Here is a 17,939-nt window from a genome sequence, read left to right as displayed (position 1 = left end):
ATCGCAATCGTGTCCCAAACCAGATTTCGCTCCTCCTTGCTGATGGCGCCGGCGCTGGCCTGGCTCACCGCCTTGATGGTGGTGCCATGCGCTCTGGTGCTGGCGCTCGCCTTCTTCCGGCGCGGCATCTATGGCGGCATCGAATACACCTTCACGCTGGAGAATTTCGGGCTGGTGTTCGACCCGCTCTATGCCGGCATCTTCCTCAATTCGGCACGCATCGCCGGCACGGCAACGCTGATCGCGGTGGTGATCGGCTATGCCGCCGCCTATGCGATCGCGGCGGCACCACGCCGGTGGCAGCCGGTATTCCTGTTCTTCGCGGTCCTGCCTTTCTGGTCCAACTACCTGATCCGCACCTACGCCTGGATCGTGCTGCTCAACCGCGAGGGCCTGATCACGCAGCTCTTGCGCTGGCTTGGCTACACCGGCGAGCCGCCGTCGATGCTCTACAGCGAAGGCGCCGTCATCGCCGGTCTGGTTTACAATTATCTGCCCTTCGTCATCCTGGCCTGCTACGCGCCGCTGTCGCGGCTCAATCCGGAGCTCGCCGAGGCCTCACGCGACCTCGGCGCTTCGGCGATGACCACATTTCGCCGGGTCATCCTGCCGTTGACGGTGCCGGGCATCGCCGCCGGGGCGGTGTTCGTCTTCGTGCTGTCGATCGGCAATTTCGTCACGCCGGCGCTGCTCGGCGGCGGCCGCTTCCAGATGATCGGCAATCTCGTCTACGACCAGTTCCTGACCGCCAATGACTGGCCCTTCGGCGCCGCACTTGCCATGGCGCTGATCGCCATAATGCTGCTAGTGCTGACGGCGCAGGCCCTGGCTGCGGATCGCGCCGCAGGCCGTGCCGCCGAGGCGAAAGGAGGCGCCGATGGCTGAGCGCTCCCCCGCCACGCGGCGCACGCTCTGGCTTGTGCTTTCGCTGGTCTTTGCCTTTCTCTACATCCCGATCGCGGTGCTGGTGGCGCTGTCTTTCAACCAAGGCGGGCTGCCGACCGTCTGGTCGGGCTTTTCACTGAAATGGTATGCCTCGTTGGTCGGAAACGCCGCGATCCTTTCGGCTGCCCTCAACACGCTGATCGTGGCGCTCGTCTCGACGGCAATCGCCACCTTGCTCGGCACGCTGCTGGCGATCGGTGTCGAAATACGCCGGCAATATGGGAGCGGCCTCGAGGCGCTGATCTTTGCGCCGATGATCATTCCCGACATCGTGCTGGCGATCGCGCTGCTCAGCTTCTTCTCTTTGCTCGATTTTACCCTGGGCCTGCACACCATCATCCTCGCCCATGTCGTCTTCAACCTCGCCTTCGTCTGTTCGGTGGTGCGCGCGCGAATGAAGAGCTTCGACTGGTCGATCGTCGAGGCCTCCGCCGATCTCGGCGCCTCCGCGCTCACCACCTTCAGGCGGGTGACATTGCCGGTCATCCTGCCGGCGGTCGTCGCCGGTGCGCTGCTCGCCTTCACGCTTTCGGTGGACGAGTTCATCATCGCCTTCTTCACATCAGGCGCCGGCCGCGCCTCGACCACGCTGCCGATGCAGATCTATTCGATGATCCGCTTCGGCATCACCCCGGAGATAAACGCATTGGCGACCATCGTCATGGCGGTCAGCATCACCGCGCTGACCCTGTCGCAGCGGCTCAACCGCGGGGTGATCGGCCAATGAGCGAACCCCGCACGCTGCTGGCGATCGACAAGGTGTCGAAGAATTTCGGCCGGGTGACCGCCGTCGACCGCATTTCGCTCGATATCCGTGAGAACGAGTTCTTCGCCCTGCTCGGGCCGTCGGGCTGCGGCAAGACCACGCTGCTGCGCATGTTGGCCGGCTTCGAGACGCCCAATGACGGGCGCATCCTGCTCGACGGGCACGACATCGCCAGGACGCCGCCCAACAAGCGGCCGGTCAATCTGATGTTCCAGTCTTATGCGCTGTTTCCGCATATGAGCGTCAGGGCCAACGTCTCCTACGGCCTCGAAATGGAAAGCTTGCCGGCAAAGGACATCCGCTCCCGCGTCGACGCCATCCTGGCGACGACCGAGCTCATTCCTTTCGCCGACCGCAAGCCGGAGCAACTGTCGGGCGGGCAGAAGCAGCGCGTCGCGCTTGCCCGGGCGCTGGTCAAGCGGCCGCGGCTGCTGCTGCTCGACGAGCCGCTCGGCGCGCTCGACAAGAAATTGCGCGGCGCCATGCAGCTGGAGCTGAAGCGCCTGCAGCACGAGGTCGGCATCACCTTCGTCATCGTCACCCATGACCAGGAGGAATCGCTTGTCATGGCCGACCGCATGGCGGTGCTGAGAGACGGCAAGCTGCTGCAATGCGACACGCCGCATGCGGTCTACGAGCATCCCGCCGACCGTTTCGTCGCCGACTTCATCGGCGTGATGAATTTCGTGCCGGGCAAGGCCACCGCCGACGGGGTGAAGGCAGCGGACGGCACACGGATCGTCGGAACGGTTCCCTCGCCTCTGGCTTCCGGCGCAGCGGCGGTCGCTTCAGTGCGGCCCGAGCGAATCCGGCTTTTCCCGTCGCCAGAGACAGCCAACCGGATCGCCGGCACGGTCGAGGCGCTCGCCTATCACGGGCTCGACCTGCAGCTGCATGTCCGCACCGCTCTGTCGCCAAAGCCGTTCCTGGTGCGCGTCACCGCCGACGCCGCCGACCGGCGCCCGGTCTCGTCGGGCGATGCGGTCGAACTCGGCTGGGATGCCGCCGACGTCAGAATTTTCGCAGATTGATTGGAAGGAGAAGCTTGATGGCTCAGAAGACGATCGCGTTTTTTCCGGAAGCAGCCTACGGCCCGGCGCTCAATTCGGTCGGCATCGCCCAGGCGGTCGAGGCGCACGGCCACAGAGCGGTGTTCCTGTCGGACCCTGGTTTCCTCGATGTCTACAAGGGCTACGGCTTCGAGGCTCATCCGGTGAACCTGTCCGAGCCGATGCCGCCCGAGCAGATGGCAAAGTTCTGGGAAGACTTCATCAACGGCCACATCCCGAACTTCCGCAAGTCGCCCTACGACCAGGTCGACAACTACGTGAAGGATTGCTGGACGGCCATTGTCGACAGCGCCAAATGGGCTGAGAAGGACCTGCCTGGTGTACTTGCGACGATCAAGCCGGATGTTATCTGCGTCGACAACGTCATCCTGTTCCCGGCGATCAAACAGTACGGCAAGCCGTGGGTGCGCGTCATCTCCTGCTCGGAAAATGAAATCGAGGACGAGGATATCCCGCCGCATCTGTCCGGCTGCGGTGAGAATGACCACGCCTGCCATCGGCGCTACCGCGATCATTTCAACGCCGTCATCAAGCCGATCCATGACGACTTCAACGCGTTCCTAAAGGCGAACAACGAGGCGCCGTATCCGATCGGCCAGTTCTTCGAGGCTTCGCCCTATCTCAACCTGCTGCTCTATCCCGAGGCGGCAAAGTTCAAGCGCCGCCATCCGCTCGACCCGGCAAAATTTCAGTATCTGGAAGGCTGCGTGCGGCAGGAGAAGCCCTACACCGTGCCGACCTTCGCGAAAAACAATGACGGGCCGCTGCTCTACGTTTCCTTCGGCAGCCTTGGCGCCGGCGATGTCGATCTGCTGAAGCGCATCATCGCGACGCTGGGCAAGACGCGCTACCGGGCGCTGGTCAATGTCGGGGGATACAAGGACCAATACGTGCAAGTGCCCGAAAACGTCATCGTCGAGAGCTGGTTTCGGCAGCCCTCGGTCATCCCGCAGGTCGATGCGGTGATCCACCATGGTGGCAACAACTCGTTCACCGAGTGTCTCTACTTCGGCAAGCCGGCGATCATCATGCCCTATGTCTGGGATGGCCACGACAACGCGACGAGGGTCGAGGAGACCGGCCACGGCTTCGGCATGCCGCGCTACGACTGGAGCGATGCCGAGCTGATCGCCAAGATCGAAACCTGCCTGACGGACCCGGCAATCAAGGCCAAACTGGCTAGGACATCGGCGCAGATGCAATCGCAGAACGGCCCGGAGAAAGCGGCGGGGCTGCTGGAGAAACTGCTGTGACCGGGCTTATGGGTATGGCGTTCCTTCGCGCCCCCCTCTGTCCTGCCGGACATCTCCCCCACAAGGAGGGAGATTGGCTGTCATCAGTGCTTTCGCAATCGCCAACTTCAGAAATGGGGCGCTCTCGGCGAGGCTGCCGATCTCCCCCAAGTGGGGGAGATGTCCGGCAGGACAGAGGGGGCTCCGTAGAGCGAAGGCCTCTCGAAAATGAGCGTCGCACCAACGGAGTACCCACATGACCTCCTCCGCGCCACATCTCCACCAGGCTTCCACCCGCGCCGACCTCATCGACTGGGGCACCCAGCCCAATGTGCTGGAAGGTGCTTCGCACTCGGCCGGCAGGCTGGTCCACAAGGGGCCGAACAACCAGCCGGAATCCGGCATCTGGGTCTGCACGCCCGGCCGTTGGCGGCTGGCGATTCCGCGCGACGAATTGTGCCATTTCGTTGCCGGCCGCGCGACCTACCGATCAGATGACGGCGAGGTGATAGACGTCTCCGCCGCCACGGTGGTCATGTTCCCGGCCGGCTGGGCGGGTGAATGCACCGTCTACGAAACCATTCGCAACATCTACATGCTGGCCTGAAGCCAGCCACTGGAGCTTTACGACATGCCGACACCGATCATGAAATCGCCGCTCGCCCTCACCGACCTGGTCGACTGGGGCGTCATCCCCACCATGATCGAGGGCGAATCCCGCACCTCCGGCAAGCTGCTGCACAAGGGACCGGAGGGCCGCTCCGAATGCGGGCTGTGGGTCTGCACCCCAGGCAAATGGCACTGCCATGTCACCCGCGACGAGTTCTGCCATTTCCTCGAGGGACGCTGCACCTATGTCCACGAATCCGGCGAGGTGATCGAGATCGAACCAGATACTGCGGCGTTCTTTCCGCAGGACTGGAACGGCGTTTGCACTGTCCACGAGACGATCAAGAAGGTCTACATGATCCGCTGAGCGGGTTGAAAGGAAGACCATGGAATTCTCCGCTGACCGGCCAACCTTTTTCGTCAATCCGGATTATCGGCCGATGACCGGTGCGGCAAAACCAGTAGTCGATCCGGCGACGCTGGGAACCGTGGGCGCCATCGCTGCCGCAGCCGACGGCGAGATCGACGGCGTGCTCACCGCGGCGACCAAGGCGCAAACGGCGTGGAAGAAGCTCGACGCCAAGAGCCGCGCCAGACATCTGCATGCTGTCGCAAACGCTATCGAGGCGGCCGACTTCACGCGCTGCGCCGAGCTGATGGTGCGCGAGATGGGCAAGCCCTATCCGGAAGCGATCGGCGAGATCGCCAATTGCGCACCGATCTTCCGCTATTACGCCGAAATGGCGCGTGACGACGCCGGCAAGGTCGCCGGCACGACGCAGGCCGGTTCGTTCCAATATGCGCGCTACGAGCCCTACGGCACGTCGGTGCATATCATGCCCTACAACTTTCCGATCCTGTTGATGTGCTGGACCGTCGCCGCTTCGCTTGCCGCCGGCAATGCCTGCGTGATCAAGCCGGCCGAGGCGACGACATTGTCGACGCTGGATTATATCAAGGTGTTCCGCTCACTGCCGGAGGGCCTGGTTTCCTGCCTCCCCGGCGGGGCGGCCACCGCTCAGGCGCTGATCGCTTCCGACCGTACCCATGCGGTCGCCTTCACCGGCTCGGTCGCCGCCGGCAAGGCCGTCGCCGTCGCCTGCGCCGAGCGCATGAAGCCTTGCGTGATCGAGGCCGGCGGCAGCGATCCGCTGATCATCAGCCAACACGCCCCGCTGGACGTGGCGGCGGCCGGCAGCGTCACCGCCGCGTTCCACCTCACCGGCCAGGTCTGCACTTCGGCCGAACGGTTCTTCGTCGTCGATGCCGTTCACGATCGCTTTGTCGATCTGTTTGCCGAGAAGACACGGACGCTTCGCATCGGCAACGGCCTCGACAAGACCGAGATCGGGCCGCTGGTCAGCGAGGCGGCGCGGGCGAAAGTCATGCGGCTGGTCGACGATGCGGTCCGCACCGGTGCCAAGGCGGTCACCGGCGGGCGCATCCCGCCGGCGCATAATGTCGGCTGGTTCTACGAGCCGACGATCCTGACCGGCGTCACCCCCGACATGGCGATTGTGCGCGAAGAGTGTTTCGGACCGGTCGCCGCGATCTGCCGGGTCAAGGATTTCGACGAGGCGATAGAGCTTGCCAATGACAGCCCGTTCGGGCTCGGCGCCTCCGTTTTCACCACCGATCTAGCCGAAGCGCATGAGGCTGCGGAGCGGCTCGAGGCCGGCATGGTCTGGGTCAACAATCCGCTCATCGACAATGACGCGCTGCCGTTCGGTGGCTGGAAGGCGTCTGGCCTCGGCCGCGAACTTGGACGCCAGGGGCTGGATGCCTTCCGCCGCTCGAAGATGGTGATCATCGACCACAAACCAGCGATCCAGGACTGGTGGTATCCCTATCCCGACAGCTGGTTCCGCGAAGCCGGCGGCCGCAAGCACGTATGAGTATGAACGGCTGCGGTCAGCCGATGCTCTCGCCGCCGTCAATCACCAAAGCCTGGCCGGTCATGAAGGACGAACGATCGGAGACGAGGAACAGGATCGCTTCGGCTATTTCTTCGGCGCTGGCCCAACGCTGCATGGGAATCTTGGTGCGGACATAGCGTTCGATCGCATCCCGCCCGCCCATCTGGGCGATGAAGGGCTCGTTGAAGGGCGTATCGACCCAGCCCGGACAGAGTGCGTTGACGCGGACATTGTGCGTGGCATAGTCGAGCGACATCTGCCGGGTCATCGCCACCACGGCATGTTTTGAGGTTGCGTAGGCGATCATCTCGCGGTCGTAGAACACACCTGAATTCGAGGCGGTATTCAGGATGACGCCGCCGCCCTGTTCGATCATCGACGGCATGACGAGCCTGGCAGCGAGGAACTGCGCCCGCACATTGATCCGCCACGAGGCATCCATGCCGTCGACGCCGACTTCGGTCAGCGTACCGCCGACCTGGACTCCGGCGTGATTGTGCAGGATATCGATCCGGCCATGTTTGCCCAGCGTTCCAGCGATGAGTTGCTCGACCGCCGCGTCCTCGCCGACATCCGTGGCGATCGCCTCGGCCCGGCCGCCGGCGGCACGGATGTCGAAAGCGGTGGCTTCGCCGGCAGCCTGATCCCTGTCGGCGATCACCACCACCGCGCCTTCCCTGGCGATGATCATGGCACCGGCGCGCCCGATCCCCGACCCGGCGCCCGTCACCACGGCGATGCGATCTTTCAGAATCATGATGCGACTTTCAGTTTGATGGTTTGCGTTGGCGCAATTGCCATTGGGCAAGCACCACAAGCAGCACCGAGGCGACGAGCACGATCGTCGCGATGGCGTTGATTTCGGGCGTCACCCCGCGCCGGATCGAGGCAAAGACATAGATCGGCAACGTCGTCTGTGCGCCGGCGACGAAGAAGGCGACGATGAAATCGTCGAAGGAGAATGTGAAGGCGAGCAGGAAGCCGGCGATCACCGCCGGCATGATCTGCGGCAACACGATGCTGCGGAAAGTCGTCAGCGGGGTGGCATAAAGATCACTCGAAGCCTCGACCAGATTGCGGTCGAGGCTGCCGAGGCGTGTGCCGACGATCATCGCCACCAGCGCCATCGAAAACAGGCCGTGCGCGGCGATGATCGACCCGTAGCCAAGCGCTAGGCGCGGCGGCTGGTCGTTCGGCCACAGCGATGCGAGAAACGGATTGACGACCCCAAATAGCTGGACGAGCGCGACCAGCGTCGAGATGCCGATGACGACGCCCGGAACGACGATCGCAGCACCCAAAAGCGCATCGAATATGGCCCGTGTCCGCGCGCCGACGCGCGCCAGGCCAAGCGCCGCCGCCGTGCCGCACAGCGCCGCGAGCAACGCGCTGGTGGTGGCGATGAACAGGCTGTTCTTCAGCGCTTCGACCAGGAAAGGGTTCGACAGCGCCTTGCCGTACCATTGCACCGAAAAACCGGTTAGCTCGCTGGCGTGACGGCCCGCATTGAAGGAGAACAGCACCACCAGCGCGATCGGCAAGTACAGGAAGGCAAAGACCGCAACGACGAAGGCGCGCATCAGATCAGGTCCACCCGACGCGCGCCCGAAAGCCGGGTCGAAATACGGTTGGCGGCAAGCAGCACCACCACCGAAACCAGAACCAGCGTGATTGCGATTGCCGATCCGAACGGCCAGTTGCGCGATTGCAGGAACAGGTCGACCAGCGCGTTGCCGATGAAGAAGACCTTGCCGCCGCCGAGCAGCGTCGGAATCAGATATTCGCCGAGCAGCAGGATCATGACCAGCGAGAAGCCGGTCATCACACCCGGCAGCGACAGCCGCAGCGTCACACCAAGGAATGTCGAGACTGGTGTCGCGCCGAGGTCGGCGGAGGCTTCCAGCAGCCGGCGATCGAGCCGCTCGAGGCTGACATAGATCGGCAGGATCATCAGCGGCAGATAGCCATAGACGATGCCGAGCAGGACTGCGCCCGGCGTGTTGATCAGCCGCACATCTTCGAACCCGACATAGGCCAGCAATGCCGGGATGCCGCGCCCGCCCAGAATATACATCCAGGCGTAGGTTCGCATCAGTAGGCTGGTCCAGAACGGGATGACGACAAGCGCAAGCAGGATCAGCCGCCACCGCTCCGGCGCGCGCAAGGCGAGGTAGTAGGCGACCGGATAGGCGACGAGAAGACAGGCCAGTGCGCCCGCCGGCGCCAGCACCATCGTATTCCAGAAGGCGGTCGCCCGCGCCGGAAGATTGGCATATTGCGCCAAGGTGAAAGCGGCCTGATAGCCGCCTTCCGGCGCCCGCTGGCCAACGCTGAAAACGGCGATCGCGACGAACGGCAAGACCAGAAAGACCACCAGCCACGCGGTTGCTGGACCGAGCAGCAGCGCGGTCAGGAGATTGTGACGAAGGACATTGCTGCGCATTGAAAAACCGCCCCGGTGCCGGCGGCTCTGCCCGCCGGTAGAGTTGCCTGCATCGGACCTATGGCCCGCCCGGTTCAAGCCGACTTGAAGCGCGCCATCAGTTCGGCCCGGCCCGGATCGGTCAGCGTCGCAGCCGCACCGAATTCCAGCGGCTTCAGCAGATCCGCCGCCGGGTAGAGGATCGGATTGGCCAGCACTTCCTTTGGCAGCAGCGCATTGACCCGCGCATCGGTGGAGGGCGCACCGTTGGCCAGGTGCTCCTTGACCGCGACTTTTGGGTCCATCAGGTAGTTGAGCAGGGCATAGCCGGCGGGCTTGTTGGGCGCATCCTTCGGAATGGCGTAGAAGTCGGTCCAGATCTCGCCGCCCTCCTTGCCAAGCACATAAGCGATCTCCGGAATGTCGCGGTGAAGCTGCGCCCCGTCATTGGTCCAGCACATCGTCATCCAGGCGTCTCCGGCACGCATCGACGGCTGATAATCGCTGGAAACCGCGAACAGATGCGGCTTGACCTTCAGCAGCAATTCTTCCGCCTTGGCGAGTTCGTCCTGCTTCAGCGAGTTGAACGAGAAGCCGAAATATTTCAGCGCATTGCCGATCGTGGTGAGCTGGTAATCATGAACCATGGTCCGGCCGTCGCCTTCCGCCATAGCCGTGTCCCAGAATTCCTTCCAGCTCGTCATCGGCTTTGTGAGCTTCTTGGTGTTGACGGCAAATCCGGTGGTGCCCCAATTCTTCGGCACCGCGTAGGTCACGCCATCGATCGTGCCTTCCGAGGTGAAGCGTGGGTCCTGTTGCGAGCCGTCGAAATTGGCGAGCTTGGCCATGTCGAGCGCTTCGATGATGTCGAGTTTCTTATAGGTGGAGATCGTGTAGTTGGTCGGCACGAAAAGGCTCCAGCCAGAAGCGCCGGCCTGCAGCTTGGCCAGCATCTCCTCGTTTGACCCGAACACATTGACCTCGACGGCGACGCCCGTCTCGGCCTTGAAATTCTCGAACGTCGCCGGGTCGTGGTAATTGGGCCAGGTGGCGATCGACATGCGGTCGCCAAGACCCTCCTGGGCGAAGGCCGGCGAGGGCATAATGCCGAGCTCGCGGGCCATCACCGCCGTTGCGATGCCAAGACCGGTGAGGCCAAGGAATTCGCGGCGGCCGATGGAACCGCGCTTGAGGCGCATCAATTGATCGACGAATTTTTCGGGGCTTATCGGCAGTCCGTCACGATATGATTTCGACATGTTTGTTTTCCCTCTGGTTGGTCCCGTTGTTCTTGGTATCAGGAAACGCGAGCGGCGTTCCGGCTGTAAAGCCGATGGCGACGGGTTCACCCGGCTTGAAGAGATTTTTACTGCCGATCAGGTGATCGGCCTTGGCGAGCAGCGTTCCGATACCCCCGACCTCGATCGCATATTCCGCGGTCGAGCCCAGAAAGATCCGGTTGCGGATAATGCCGTTGAGCCGGCCGCTTCCCGGCGCGCCGAGGCTTAAAGATTCAGGACGCAGGCTGACCGCAACGGCTTCGTCCTGCCGCAGCGAAGTCCGCTTGCGCGCGGCTATGACGGTACCGTCGGCAAGCGCTACCTCGACGAGGTTGCCCGAGTGCCCAGCGACCTTGCCGCTCAAGAGATTGGTCTTGCCGACGAAGTCGGCGACGAACAGGTCGGCGGGCTCGTCATAGATTTCGCTCGGCTGTCCGAGCTGGACGATGCGCCCGCCATTCATGACGCAGACGAAATCGCTCATCGACAGGGCTTCTTCCTGGTCGTGCGTGACAAGGACGAAGGTGATGCCGATCTCGCGCTGCAGGTTCTGCAACTCTATCTGCATGTCTGTGCGCAACTTCTTGTCGAGCGCCGCCAGCGGCTCGTCGAGCAGCAGCACCGCCGGCTTGTTGACCAGCGCGCGCGCCAGGGCGACACGCTGCTGCTGGCCGCCGGAAAGCTCGTGGATCTTGCGGCGGCCGTAGCCGGCAAGCCGCACCATCGCGAGCGCCTCGCCTGCCCTCAGGCTGATCTCCCGCGACGCCAACCGCGGCCGCGCCTGGCGCAGCCCATAGGCGATGTTGTGCTCGACATCCAGATGCGGGAACAGCGCATATTGCTGGAACACCATGTTGACCGGCCGCCGGTAGGGCGGCGTGTCGGCCATATCGCGGCCGCGGATGAACACCGCACCTTCGCTCGGCTGTTCGAAGCCGCCGATCATGCGCAGGCAGGTTGTCTTGCCGCAGCCGGACGGCCCGAGCAGAGCGACAAAGGCAGACGGCGGGATGGCAAGATCGATGCCGCTGACCGCAGTCACGCTGCCGTAGCGTTTGGTGACCCCGCGAAACTCGATATCTGGCATTGCGGTCAAAGCTGCGGGCTCCAGCGAAGGCGATTTTCACGACGCTATCAGAGCCAACGGTGACTAGTATATACCTCGCAGGTGGTATATTCAGTCTATTTTCTCGTTTAAAGGGGTATAAATTGAGCGGATCGCGCGGCGACGAATACAATCAGCTCGCTGCGCTCATCGCTGCGACACGGGAGACGAGCGGCGAGCTTTTCGGCAAGGCGATGGTCACCTGGCTCCGGCAGCATGTCAGCTTCGATCACTGTGTGGTCTTCGGCTATCGCGGCGCCTCGCGCCCGCCGCTGCTGTTCGAGACGTTCTCGCCAGCCGAAAGCCACGTCTTCGTAGCGCTCTATCAGGAGGGGCCTTATCTGCTCGACCCGTTCCACCACGCGGCGGTCGAGCGCAAGGAAGGTTTTTGGCGCATGCGCGAGCTGGCGCCGGACCGCTTCTATGCCAGCGAATATTACCGCTCCTACTATAGCCAGACCAAACTGGCCGAAGAGGTCGGCTTCTTCGTGCCGCTGCCGGGAAAGGACGCGCTGGTGGTCTCGCTGATGCGACTGCATGCTTCGGGACCCTTCGGAACCGCCGATGCCAGATTGCTGCGCGACATGGCGCCGGCGGTGATCGGTTTCGCAAGGCTGCGCTGGCCGGCCCTTCCGGCCGACGAACCGGCAGAGACGAAGCAGGACGAGGCGATTGCGCCGGTCAACGAGTTCGAACGTGCTCATATCTGGAAGAGCCTTTCGCTCACACCGCGCGAAAAGCATGTCGTCGATCTGGTGCTTCAGGGGCATTCGACGGAATCGATAGCCAGGGCGATGCGCATCGTACCGGGAACCGTAAAGGTCCACCGCCGCAACATTTATCGCAAGCTCAAGATCAAATCGCAGGCTGGTCTTTTCGCGCGTTTTGTCGAGATCATGGACGCGCGGATTCGGTAGTCCACGATTTTCTAAAATGGCCTCGCTCAGAGTTTAGCTGGCGACGCCTTCCCAGGCGCCGGTTTCAGCCATCTGTCTGAGCAGCGGCGCCGGCTTAAAAAAGTCCTTGCCGGTCCGCTCGTGCCAGTGGTCCAGCCGTCCGATGATCTTGTCGAGTCCTTCGAGGCCCGCCCAGAACATCGGCCCGCCCTTGCCCACCGGAAAGCCGTAGCCGTTTACCCAGACGACATCGATATCGGAGGCGCGGGCAGCTATCCCTTCCTCGAGGATCTTCGCCCCCTCATTGATCATCGGATAGAGCGTCCGCTCGATGATCTCGTCAGCGCCGATCGCGCGCGGCGCGATGCCCTTCTCGGCAGCCTTGTCGCGGATTAGCGCTTCGACCTCGGGATTGGGAGCCGGCGTACGCGAGCCGTTCTCGTAGAGATAAAAGCCTCTGCCGGTTTTTTGGCCGAAATGCCCCTGTTCGCACAGCGTGTCGGCGATCATTGCCGTCTGGCCGCGTGCCTTGCGGTTGCGCCAGCCTATGTCGAGGCCGGCGAGATCACCCATCTGGAACGGCCCCATCGGCCAGCCGAAATCGGTGAACACCCGGTCGATCTGCTGTGGCGTTGCACCTTCCAGCAAAAGCGCCTCGGATTCGGTGCCCCGCGCAGCCAGCATGCGGTTGCCGACGAAGCCATGACAGACGCCGACCACGACCGGCACCTTGCCGATCCGTCGCGCCAGTTCGACGATTGTCGCCAGCGCATCGGGCGCGGTCTTCTCGGCCCGCACGATCTCCAGGAGCTTCATGACGTTGGCCGGCGAAAAGAAATGCATGCCGACGACATCCTGCGGGCGCGACGTCGAGGCGGCGATTTCGTTGACGTCGAGATAGGAGGTGTTGGTGGCCAGGATCGCGCCTGGTTTGGCCACCGCGTCGAGCCTGCCGAACACATCCTTCTTGATCGCCATCTCCTCGAACACCGCCTCGACGATCAGGTCGCAATCGGCGAGGTCGTCATAGGCGGTGGAACCCTTGAACAGGCCGAGCCGCTGACGCTTGTTGTCTTCGCTGAGCGAGCCGCGGCTGACCGACACGGCGTAGTTCTTGTCGATCATCGCCAGCCCGCGTTGCAGCGCTTCCTGCGTCGCCTCCAGCACGGTGACGGAGAAACCGCCATTGGCGAACGCCATGGCAATGCCGCCGCCCATGGTGCCGGCGCCGATGACGCCGACCCGCGCGATCTTGCGCCTGACAATATCCCTGCCGGCAACCTTCGCCGCCTCCCGCTCGGCGAAGAACAGATGACGCTGCGCGCGCGACTGGTCGCCTGCAACGAGCTTGGCGAACAGTTCGCGTTCCGCCGCAAGCGCTTCTTCGAACGGCAGCGTCATGGCGTTGCGAACGGACTGCGCGCAGGCGATCGGCGCTTCGAGGCCGCGCGCCTTTTTGGCGAGTCCCGCCGCCGCCTTGTCGAATGCAGCCAAGTCAGCCTTCTCGAGATGGCCATCACGGTCGCGCACCGGCGTGAACGGTCCACCTTTGCCAGCCATTTCGCCGGCGAAACGAACCGCCTGCCCGGTCAAGGCGCCCTCGAAGACAGCGTCGATCAGGCCGGCGGCAAGCGCCTCGGACGCGCCGATCGGCGTTCCCGAAACGATCATGCTGAGCGCCTTGAGCGGCCCGACGAGGCGCGGCAGCCGAACAGTGCCGCCTCCGCCAGGCAGCAGGCCGAGCTTGACCTCCGGCAAGCCGAGCGTGGCCTGGCTGTCGGCAATGCGAAAATAGCAGCCGAGTGCCAATTCCAGGCCGCCGCCGAGCGCGGTGCCGTGAATGGCGGCAACCGTCGGCTTGGCAATGGTTTCCAGCATGGCAATGATGGCGCGCAGATCCGGCTGCTGCACCGGCTTGCCGAACTCGGTGATGTCGGCGCCGGCGACGAAGGTCCGCCCGGCACAGGCGATGACGATGGCCGCGACATCGGGCTCGTCGCGCAAGGAAACAAGCGCCTGCATCAGCGGCTCGCGAACATGGAAGCTCAGCGCGTTGACCGGCGGATTGTCGATGGTCACGACGGCAACGCCGCCGTCCCTTGTAACGCTCACGAAATTGGACACGCAAACCTCTCGCAATGATGTCGACCGACAACGCGACGGGATTTACAGGGCCAATGCCCGGAAGGGAACCCGACGTTTTCCGGCAGGCTCTCGTCAGGACCGGCTGACACTGACGCTACTTCAGCGCAGCGCCTTCTGGCCGCCCGCGGCGGTGATGACGCCGACGATGATCAGCCCCGTCAGCAGCAGCCGGACGCCGGCGCTGACGCCGAACGTGTTGAGCATGGTCAAAAGCAGCACCAGGAACAGGGCCGCGCCCCAGACGCCCGGTACGTTGGCCTTGCCGCCGGCCACCGACGTGCCGCCGATGACGACGACGGCGATAGAGGCCAGCAGGTACTCGTTGCCGATATCGACATTGGCGCCACGGAAATAACCGGCAAGCAGCGCCCCGTCGAGGCCGCCGAGCGCGCCCGACAGCGTGTAGGTAAGGAAGCGGATGCGGCCGACATTGACGCCGGCCAGCCATGCGGCGCGGATGTTCTGGCCGATCGCCAGCACTGAACGGCCATAGATCATGCGCTGCAGCGCGATTGCAGCGCCGATGGTGAACAGCACGGTAAGGATCGCCAGCACCGGAATGCCCAGAATCTGCCGGTTGGTGAAATCGGCGAAGCCTGGCGGTGGCTTGATCTGCAAGCCGCGTCCATAGCTGATGTCGATCGACTGGATGATGAAGCTGGCCGACAGAGTGGCGATGATCGGCGGAATGCGCAGCGCCCAGATCAAGAGATAGTTGGTGGCACCGACCGCCATGCCGCAGGCCAGCGCCGCCAGCAGCCCGACGGCAATCATCGAATCATTGCCGTCCATCACCTTCATGGCGACGGCGCTGGCGAGGCCGATATTGGCCGGCAGAGACAGGTCGACATTGCCCGGCCCGAGCGTGATGACGAACATCTGTCCGACGCCGACGATGACGGTGAAAACGGCGAGCGAAAGTGCTGCCGTGATCATGCCGCCGCCGCCATATCCGCCCGTGAAGGCAATCGTCGCCAGCCACACCAGCAGCGCGCCGATGAAGGACCAGATCCAGGGTTTGGCGAGCAGCAATCGCAATGATGCCATCGCTCACCTCTCCCTGCGGCTGATGAGCACCCGGGCCGCCAGCACGATGATGAGGATGGCGCCATTGGCAGCCACCTGCCAATCGGGCGGGATGTGCATGAAGGTCAGCAGCGGCGACGCGGCGAGCGCCAGCGTCAGCGCACCTATCACCGCGCCGATCGGTGACACCCGGCCGCCCACGAATTCGCCGCCGCCGAGGATGACGCCGGCGATCGAAAGCAGCGTATAGCCATTGCCGATATTGGCATCGGCCGATGTGGTGATGCCGATCAAGGCCATGCCGGACAGCACGCCGAACAGGCCGGCGAGTGCAAACAGGATGATCTTGGTCTTGAGCAGCGACCAGCCGGCGCGGCTGAGGGCCGCGGCATTGCCGCCCGATCCGCGCAGGATGACACCATAGGAGGTGCGCATCAGCCCGAAATAAACCACCGCAGCGATCAGCAGCGCCGCAATGATCGGGAAGGGAACCAAAGGCGGCTTGAAAGCCATGAGCGACAGCAGCCAATCCGGCGCCTTGCCGCCGGGCTTCGGCAGGATCAGGATGGCCAGCCCCTGCCAGACGAAGCTCATGCCGAGCGTCACCACGATCGAAGGCAGGTTGCGCAGGTGGATCAGCGCGCCGAGCAGCGCATAAACACCGATTGACCCGAGCAGGATCAAGGCGCCGACCAGCGGCGCATCCTTCAGCCACGTCGCGGTGACGCAGCCGACGAAACCGACAAAAGTGCCGATCGACAGGTCGAGCTCGTTGCCGGCGATGACGAACATCTGCGCGATCGTCGCTAGGGCGATCGGAATCGCCAGGTTGAGCATCAGGCTGAAGCCGAAATAGCTGATGGCGCGCGGGTTGAGCCAGGCGATCGCCAGCAGCACCAGCACCAGCGACAATGCCGGCAGCAGGCCGCGCAACAGGCGCGCCCGCGCCAGCCTGTCACGCTCGGAGGAACCCTTGAGACCGGTCTCGATGGGTGCTGCCGTCATCTCAGGCAGCGTCGCCGAACGAGGACTGGATGATCTTTTTCTCCGTCAGCTCGTCGCGACGAAGGTTGGCGACGATCCGGCCGTTCTTGAAGACGTAGATTTGGTGGCAATTGTCGAGCTCTTCAGTTTCCGTGGTGTACCAGAGGAAGGTGCGGCCACGGCCAGCCTCTTCGCGCAGAAGGTCGTAGACCTCGAGCTTGGTGCCGATATCGACGCCGCGCATCGGGTCGTCCATCAGCACGATCTTCGCGTCGGAACCGAGCGCCCGGGCAAACAAAGCCTTCTGCTGGTTGCCGCCGGACAGCGAGAAGATGTTGTTGTTCATGTCGGGGGTGCGGATGCCGATTTTCCTTTGCCAGAAGTCGGCGAGCTCGGCTTCGCGTTGCGACGAGATCAGCAGGCCGTTACGCAATCGCGCCAGCGAGCGGATGCCGATGTTTTGCGCAATCGACCATTGCGGGAAAATCCCGTCCGACTGCCGGTCCCCGGCCACCAGGGCCACCGGCGCGGTCACCTCGATGCCGGCTTTAGAACGCGCAGCGGCGGCGAAAATCGCGAGCAGCAGATCGGTCTGTCCATGGCCGGCCAACCCGGCAAGGCCGATGATCTCGCCAGCATGCGCCACAAGTTCGTTGCCGTCCTCCTGGCGCGCTGGGCGGGCCCGGACCCGCAATGGGCCGGTCTCCGGCTTTTGGGTCGCGATTTCGGCCGCGATCTTCTCACGCGCTTCCGCTCCACCCATGGTCGTCACCAACCTGTCGCGATCGAAAGCCTTCGCCTCATCTGACGCAACGACCTTGCCGTCGCGCATCACCACGATGCGGTCGGCATGCTGCAGCACCTCGCCCAGAACATGCGAGATCAGGATGCAGCTCCGGCCAGCTGCGACAAAGCGCCGGACGAATGCCAGCAACTGGCCGGCCGTATGCGCGTCTAGCGAGGATGTCGGCTCGTCGAGGATGACCAGTTCGAGCGGATCCTGCGTCACCGTGAAGGCACGCGCCACCTCGACCATCTGCCGTCTGCCGATAGAAAGGTCGCTGGCGATATCGGAGGCGGAGATGCTGTGGCCCGGGAATATCTCGTCGAGCTTGGCGGCGATCAGATCCGCCGCCTTGCGCCGCCAACTGAGGCCGCGCAATGCCGGGTGGTTGATACGCGTGTTCTCGGCAACGCTGAGATTCGGGCAGAGCGAGAGTTCCTGGAACACGCAGCGTATGCCGAGCTGTTGGGCGCGCAGCACCGAATAATTGTCCTCGATAACTCCACGCACTGCGATCTCACCGCTGTCGGGCACAAGCGTGCCCGACAGCATGTGCATGAGTGTCGACTTGCCCGCGCCATTGTGGCCGACGAGACCGACGCATTCACCGGCACCAACGTGGAAATCGACGCCGGCAAGCGCCCGGACGGCGCCGAAATGTTTTTCGGCTCCGTCCAGTCTGATGATGTCCATATTGGCGGCGCCGAAACCTTTTTCGGCGCCGTTCAGTCTGGCGATGTCTGTGTTACCCCTAGGCAT

17 protein-coding genes are annotated in these 17,939 nt (G+C 63.6%); 8 read left to right on the top strand and 9 right to left on the bottom strand.

Annotated features, from left to right (window positions below):
• Positions 1-42 precede the first annotated feature (42 nt).
• From ACWTU8_RS16830 to ACWTU8_RS16800, 7 genes are all read left to right on the top strand, one after another.
• On the top strand, positions 43-885 hold the full coding sequence (locus ACWTU8_RS16830; protein WP_029349227.1) for an ABC transporter permease: 843 nt from the start codon (positions 43-45) through the stop codon (positions 883-885).
• Positions 878-1,672, top strand: a complete 795-nt coding sequence (locus ACWTU8_RS16825; RefSeq protein WP_455849011.1) for an ABC transporter permease — start codon at positions 878-880, stop codon at positions 1,670-1,672. The genes ACWTU8_RS16830 and ACWTU8_RS16825 overlap by 8 nt, the downstream gene beginning before the upstream one ends.
• The gene (locus ACWTU8_RS16820; RefSeq protein ID WP_455849010.1) at positions 1,669-2,742 is read left to right on the top strand and encodes an ABC transporter ATP-binding protein; all 1,074 of its coding nucleotides are present in this window, start codon (positions 1,669-1,671) and stop codon (positions 2,740-2,742) included. The genes ACWTU8_RS16825 and ACWTU8_RS16820 overlap by 4 nt, the downstream gene beginning before the upstream one ends.
• Before the next feature lie 17 nt (positions 2,743-2,759).
• Complete coding sequence (locus ACWTU8_RS16815) at positions 2,760-4,034, top strand: glycosyltransferase (RefSeq protein ID WP_455849009.1); 1,275 nt, start codon at positions 2,760-2,762, stop codon at positions 4,032-4,034.
• Between the two features lie 235 nt (positions 4,035-4,269).
• Complete coding sequence (locus ACWTU8_RS16810) at positions 4,270-4,620, top strand: cupin domain-containing protein (RefSeq protein WP_455849008.1); 351 nt, start codon at positions 4,270-4,272, stop codon at positions 4,618-4,620.
• 24 nt (positions 4,621-4,644) lie between these two features.
• The gene (locus ACWTU8_RS16805; protein ID WP_455849007.1) at positions 4,645-4,989 is read left to right on the top strand and encodes a cupin domain-containing protein; all 345 of its coding nucleotides are present in this window, start codon (positions 4,645-4,647) and stop codon (positions 4,987-4,989) included.
• Between the two features lie 19 nt (positions 4,990-5,008).
• Complete coding sequence (locus ACWTU8_RS16800) at positions 5,009-6,517, top strand: aldehyde dehydrogenase family protein (RefSeq protein ID WP_455849006.1); 1,509 nt, start codon at positions 5,009-5,011, stop codon at positions 6,515-6,517.
• Between the two features lie 16 nt (positions 6,518-6,533).
• On the opposite strand, the gene ACWTU8_RS16795 is transcribed toward ACWTU8_RS16800, so the two are convergent.
• The 5 genes from ACWTU8_RS16795 to ACWTU8_RS16775 form a co-directional block, all read right to left on the bottom strand.
• Positions 6,534-7,295: an SDR family NAD(P)-dependent oxidoreductase gene (locus ACWTU8_RS16795; RefSeq protein WP_029349238.1), complete on the bottom strand. Its 762-nt coding sequence runs from the start codon at positions 7,293-7,295 to the stop codon at positions 6,534-6,536.
• 10 nt (positions 7,296-7,305) lie between these two features.
• Positions 7,306-8,118, bottom strand: coding sequence for an ABC transporter permease (locus tag ACWTU8_RS16790; RefSeq protein WP_455849005.1), 813 nt, complete (start codon positions 8,116-8,118; stop codon positions 7,306-7,308).
• Positions 8,118-8,981, bottom strand: a complete 864-nt coding sequence (locus tag ACWTU8_RS16785) for an ABC transporter permease (protein ID WP_455849004.1) — start codon at positions 8,979-8,981, stop codon at positions 8,118-8,120. Before ACWTU8_RS16785 ends, ACWTU8_RS16790 begins: the two co-directional genes overlap by 1 nt.
• A gap of 74 nt (positions 8,982-9,055) precedes the next feature.
• Positions 9,056-10,219: an ABC transporter substrate-binding protein gene (locus ACWTU8_RS16780; RefSeq protein ID WP_455849003.1), complete on the bottom strand. Its 1,164-nt coding sequence runs from the start codon at positions 10,217-10,219 to the stop codon at positions 9,056-9,058.
• Positions 10,200-11,327 carry an ABC transporter ATP-binding protein gene (locus ACWTU8_RS16775; RefSeq protein ID WP_455849085.1) on the bottom strand — a complete coding sequence of 376 codons (1,128 nt, stop codon included), beginning with the start codon at positions 11,325-11,327 and terminating at the stop codon, positions 10,200-10,202. Before ACWTU8_RS16775 ends, ACWTU8_RS16780 begins: the two co-directional genes overlap by 20 nt.
• Before the next feature lie 122 nt (positions 11,328-11,449).
• Between ACWTU8_RS16775 and ACWTU8_RS16770 the strand changes: the two genes are divergently transcribed.
• Positions 11,450-12,262 (top strand): response regulator transcription factor, encoded by an 813-nt coding sequence (locus ACWTU8_RS16770; protein ID WP_135934205.1) that lies wholly within the window; start codon positions 11,450-11,452, stop codon positions 12,260-12,262.
• Positions 12,263-12,295: 33 nt separating this feature from the next.
• Here the strand turns inward: ACWTU8_RS16770 and ACWTU8_RS16765 are convergent, their stop codons facing one another.
• From ACWTU8_RS16765 to ACWTU8_RS16750, 4 genes are all read right to left on the bottom strand, one after another.
• Complete coding sequence (locus tag ACWTU8_RS16765; protein ID WP_455849002.1) at positions 12,296-14,365, bottom strand: 3-hydroxyacyl-CoA dehydrogenase NAD-binding domain-containing protein; 2,070 nt, start codon at positions 14,363-14,365, stop codon at positions 12,296-12,298.
• 120 nt (positions 14,366-14,485) lie between these two features.
• The gene (locus tag ACWTU8_RS16760) at positions 14,486-15,433 is read right to left on the bottom strand and encodes an ABC transporter permease (protein WP_455849001.1); all 948 of its coding nucleotides are present in this window, start codon (positions 15,431-15,433) and stop codon (positions 14,486-14,488) included.
• A gap of 3 nt (positions 15,434-15,436) precedes the next feature.
• Positions 15,437-16,417 carry an ABC transporter permease gene (locus ACWTU8_RS16755; protein ID WP_455849000.1) on the bottom strand — a complete coding sequence of 327 codons (981 nt, stop codon included), beginning with the start codon at positions 16,415-16,417 and terminating at the stop codon, positions 15,437-15,439.
• A gap of 1 nt (position 16,418) precedes the next feature.
• Complete coding sequence (locus ACWTU8_RS16750) at positions 16,419-17,939, bottom strand: sugar ABC transporter ATP-binding protein (RefSeq protein WP_455848999.1); 1,521 nt, start codon at positions 17,937-17,939, stop codon at positions 16,419-16,421.

It is taken from the genome of Mesorhizobium sp. BHbdii, from assembly GCF_053848045.1.
This window is presented reverse-complemented; position numbering and strand designations above follow the sequence as displayed.

Excerpts from the sequence above, each read along its gene's own strand:
- ACWTU8_RS16815 (WP_455849009.1), top strand. The coding sequence starts at position 2,760 with ATGGCTCAGAAGACGATCGCGTTTTTTCCGGAAGCAGCCTACGGCCCG.
- ACWTU8_RS16790 (WP_455849005.1), bottom strand. The coding sequence starts at position 8,118 with ATGCGCGCCTTCGTCGTTGCGGTCTTTGCCTTCCTGTACTTGCCGATC.
- ACWTU8_RS16825 (WP_455849011.1), top strand. The coding sequence starts at position 878 with ATGGCTGAGCGCTCCCCCGCCACGCGGCGCACGCTCTGGCTTGTGCTT.
- ACWTU8_RS16830 (WP_029349227.1), top strand. The coding sequence starts at position 43 with ATGGCGCCGGCGCTGGCCTGGCTCACCGCCTTGATGGTGGTGCCATGC.
- ACWTU8_RS16785 (WP_455849004.1), bottom strand. The coding sequence starts at position 8,981 with ATGCGCAGCAATGTCCTTCGTCACAATCTCCTGACCGCGCTGCTGCTC.
- ACWTU8_RS16775 (WP_455849085.1), bottom strand. The coding sequence starts at position 11,327 with ATGCCAGATATCGAGTTTCGCGGGGTCACCAAACGCTACGGCAGCGTG.
- ACWTU8_RS16795 (WP_029349238.1), bottom strand. The coding sequence starts at position 7,295 with ATGATTCTGAAAGATCGCATCGCCGTGGTGACGGGCGCCGGGTCGGGG.
- ACWTU8_RS16805 (WP_455849007.1), top strand. The coding sequence starts at position 4,645 with ATGCCGACACCGATCATGAAATCGCCGCTCGCCCTCACCGACCTGGTC.
- ACWTU8_RS16755 (WP_455849000.1), bottom strand. The coding sequence starts at position 16,417 with ATGACGGCAGCACCCATCGAGACCGGTCTCAAGGGTTCCTCCGAGCGT.
- ACWTU8_RS16820 (WP_455849010.1), top strand. The coding sequence starts at position 1,669 with ATGAGCGAACCCCGCACGCTGCTGGCGATCGACAAGGTGTCGAAGAAT.
- ACWTU8_RS16760 (WP_455849001.1), bottom strand. The coding sequence starts at position 15,433 with ATGGCATCATTGCGATTGCTGCTCGCCAAACCCTGGATCTGGTCCTTC.
- ACWTU8_RS16780 (WP_455849003.1), bottom strand. The coding sequence starts at position 10,219 with ATGTCGAAATCATATCGTGACGGACTGCCGATAAGCCCCGAAAAATTC.
- ACWTU8_RS16810 (WP_455849008.1), top strand. The coding sequence starts at position 4,270 with ATGACCTCCTCCGCGCCACATCTCCACCAGGCTTCCACCCGCGCCGAC.
- ACWTU8_RS16800 (WP_455849006.1), top strand. The coding sequence starts at position 5,009 with ATGGAATTCTCCGCTGACCGGCCAACCTTTTTCGTCAATCCGGATTAT.
- ACWTU8_RS16750 (WP_455848999.1), bottom strand. The coding sequence starts at position 17,939 with ATGCCTAGGGGTAACACAGACATCGCCAGACTGAACGGCGCCGAAAAA.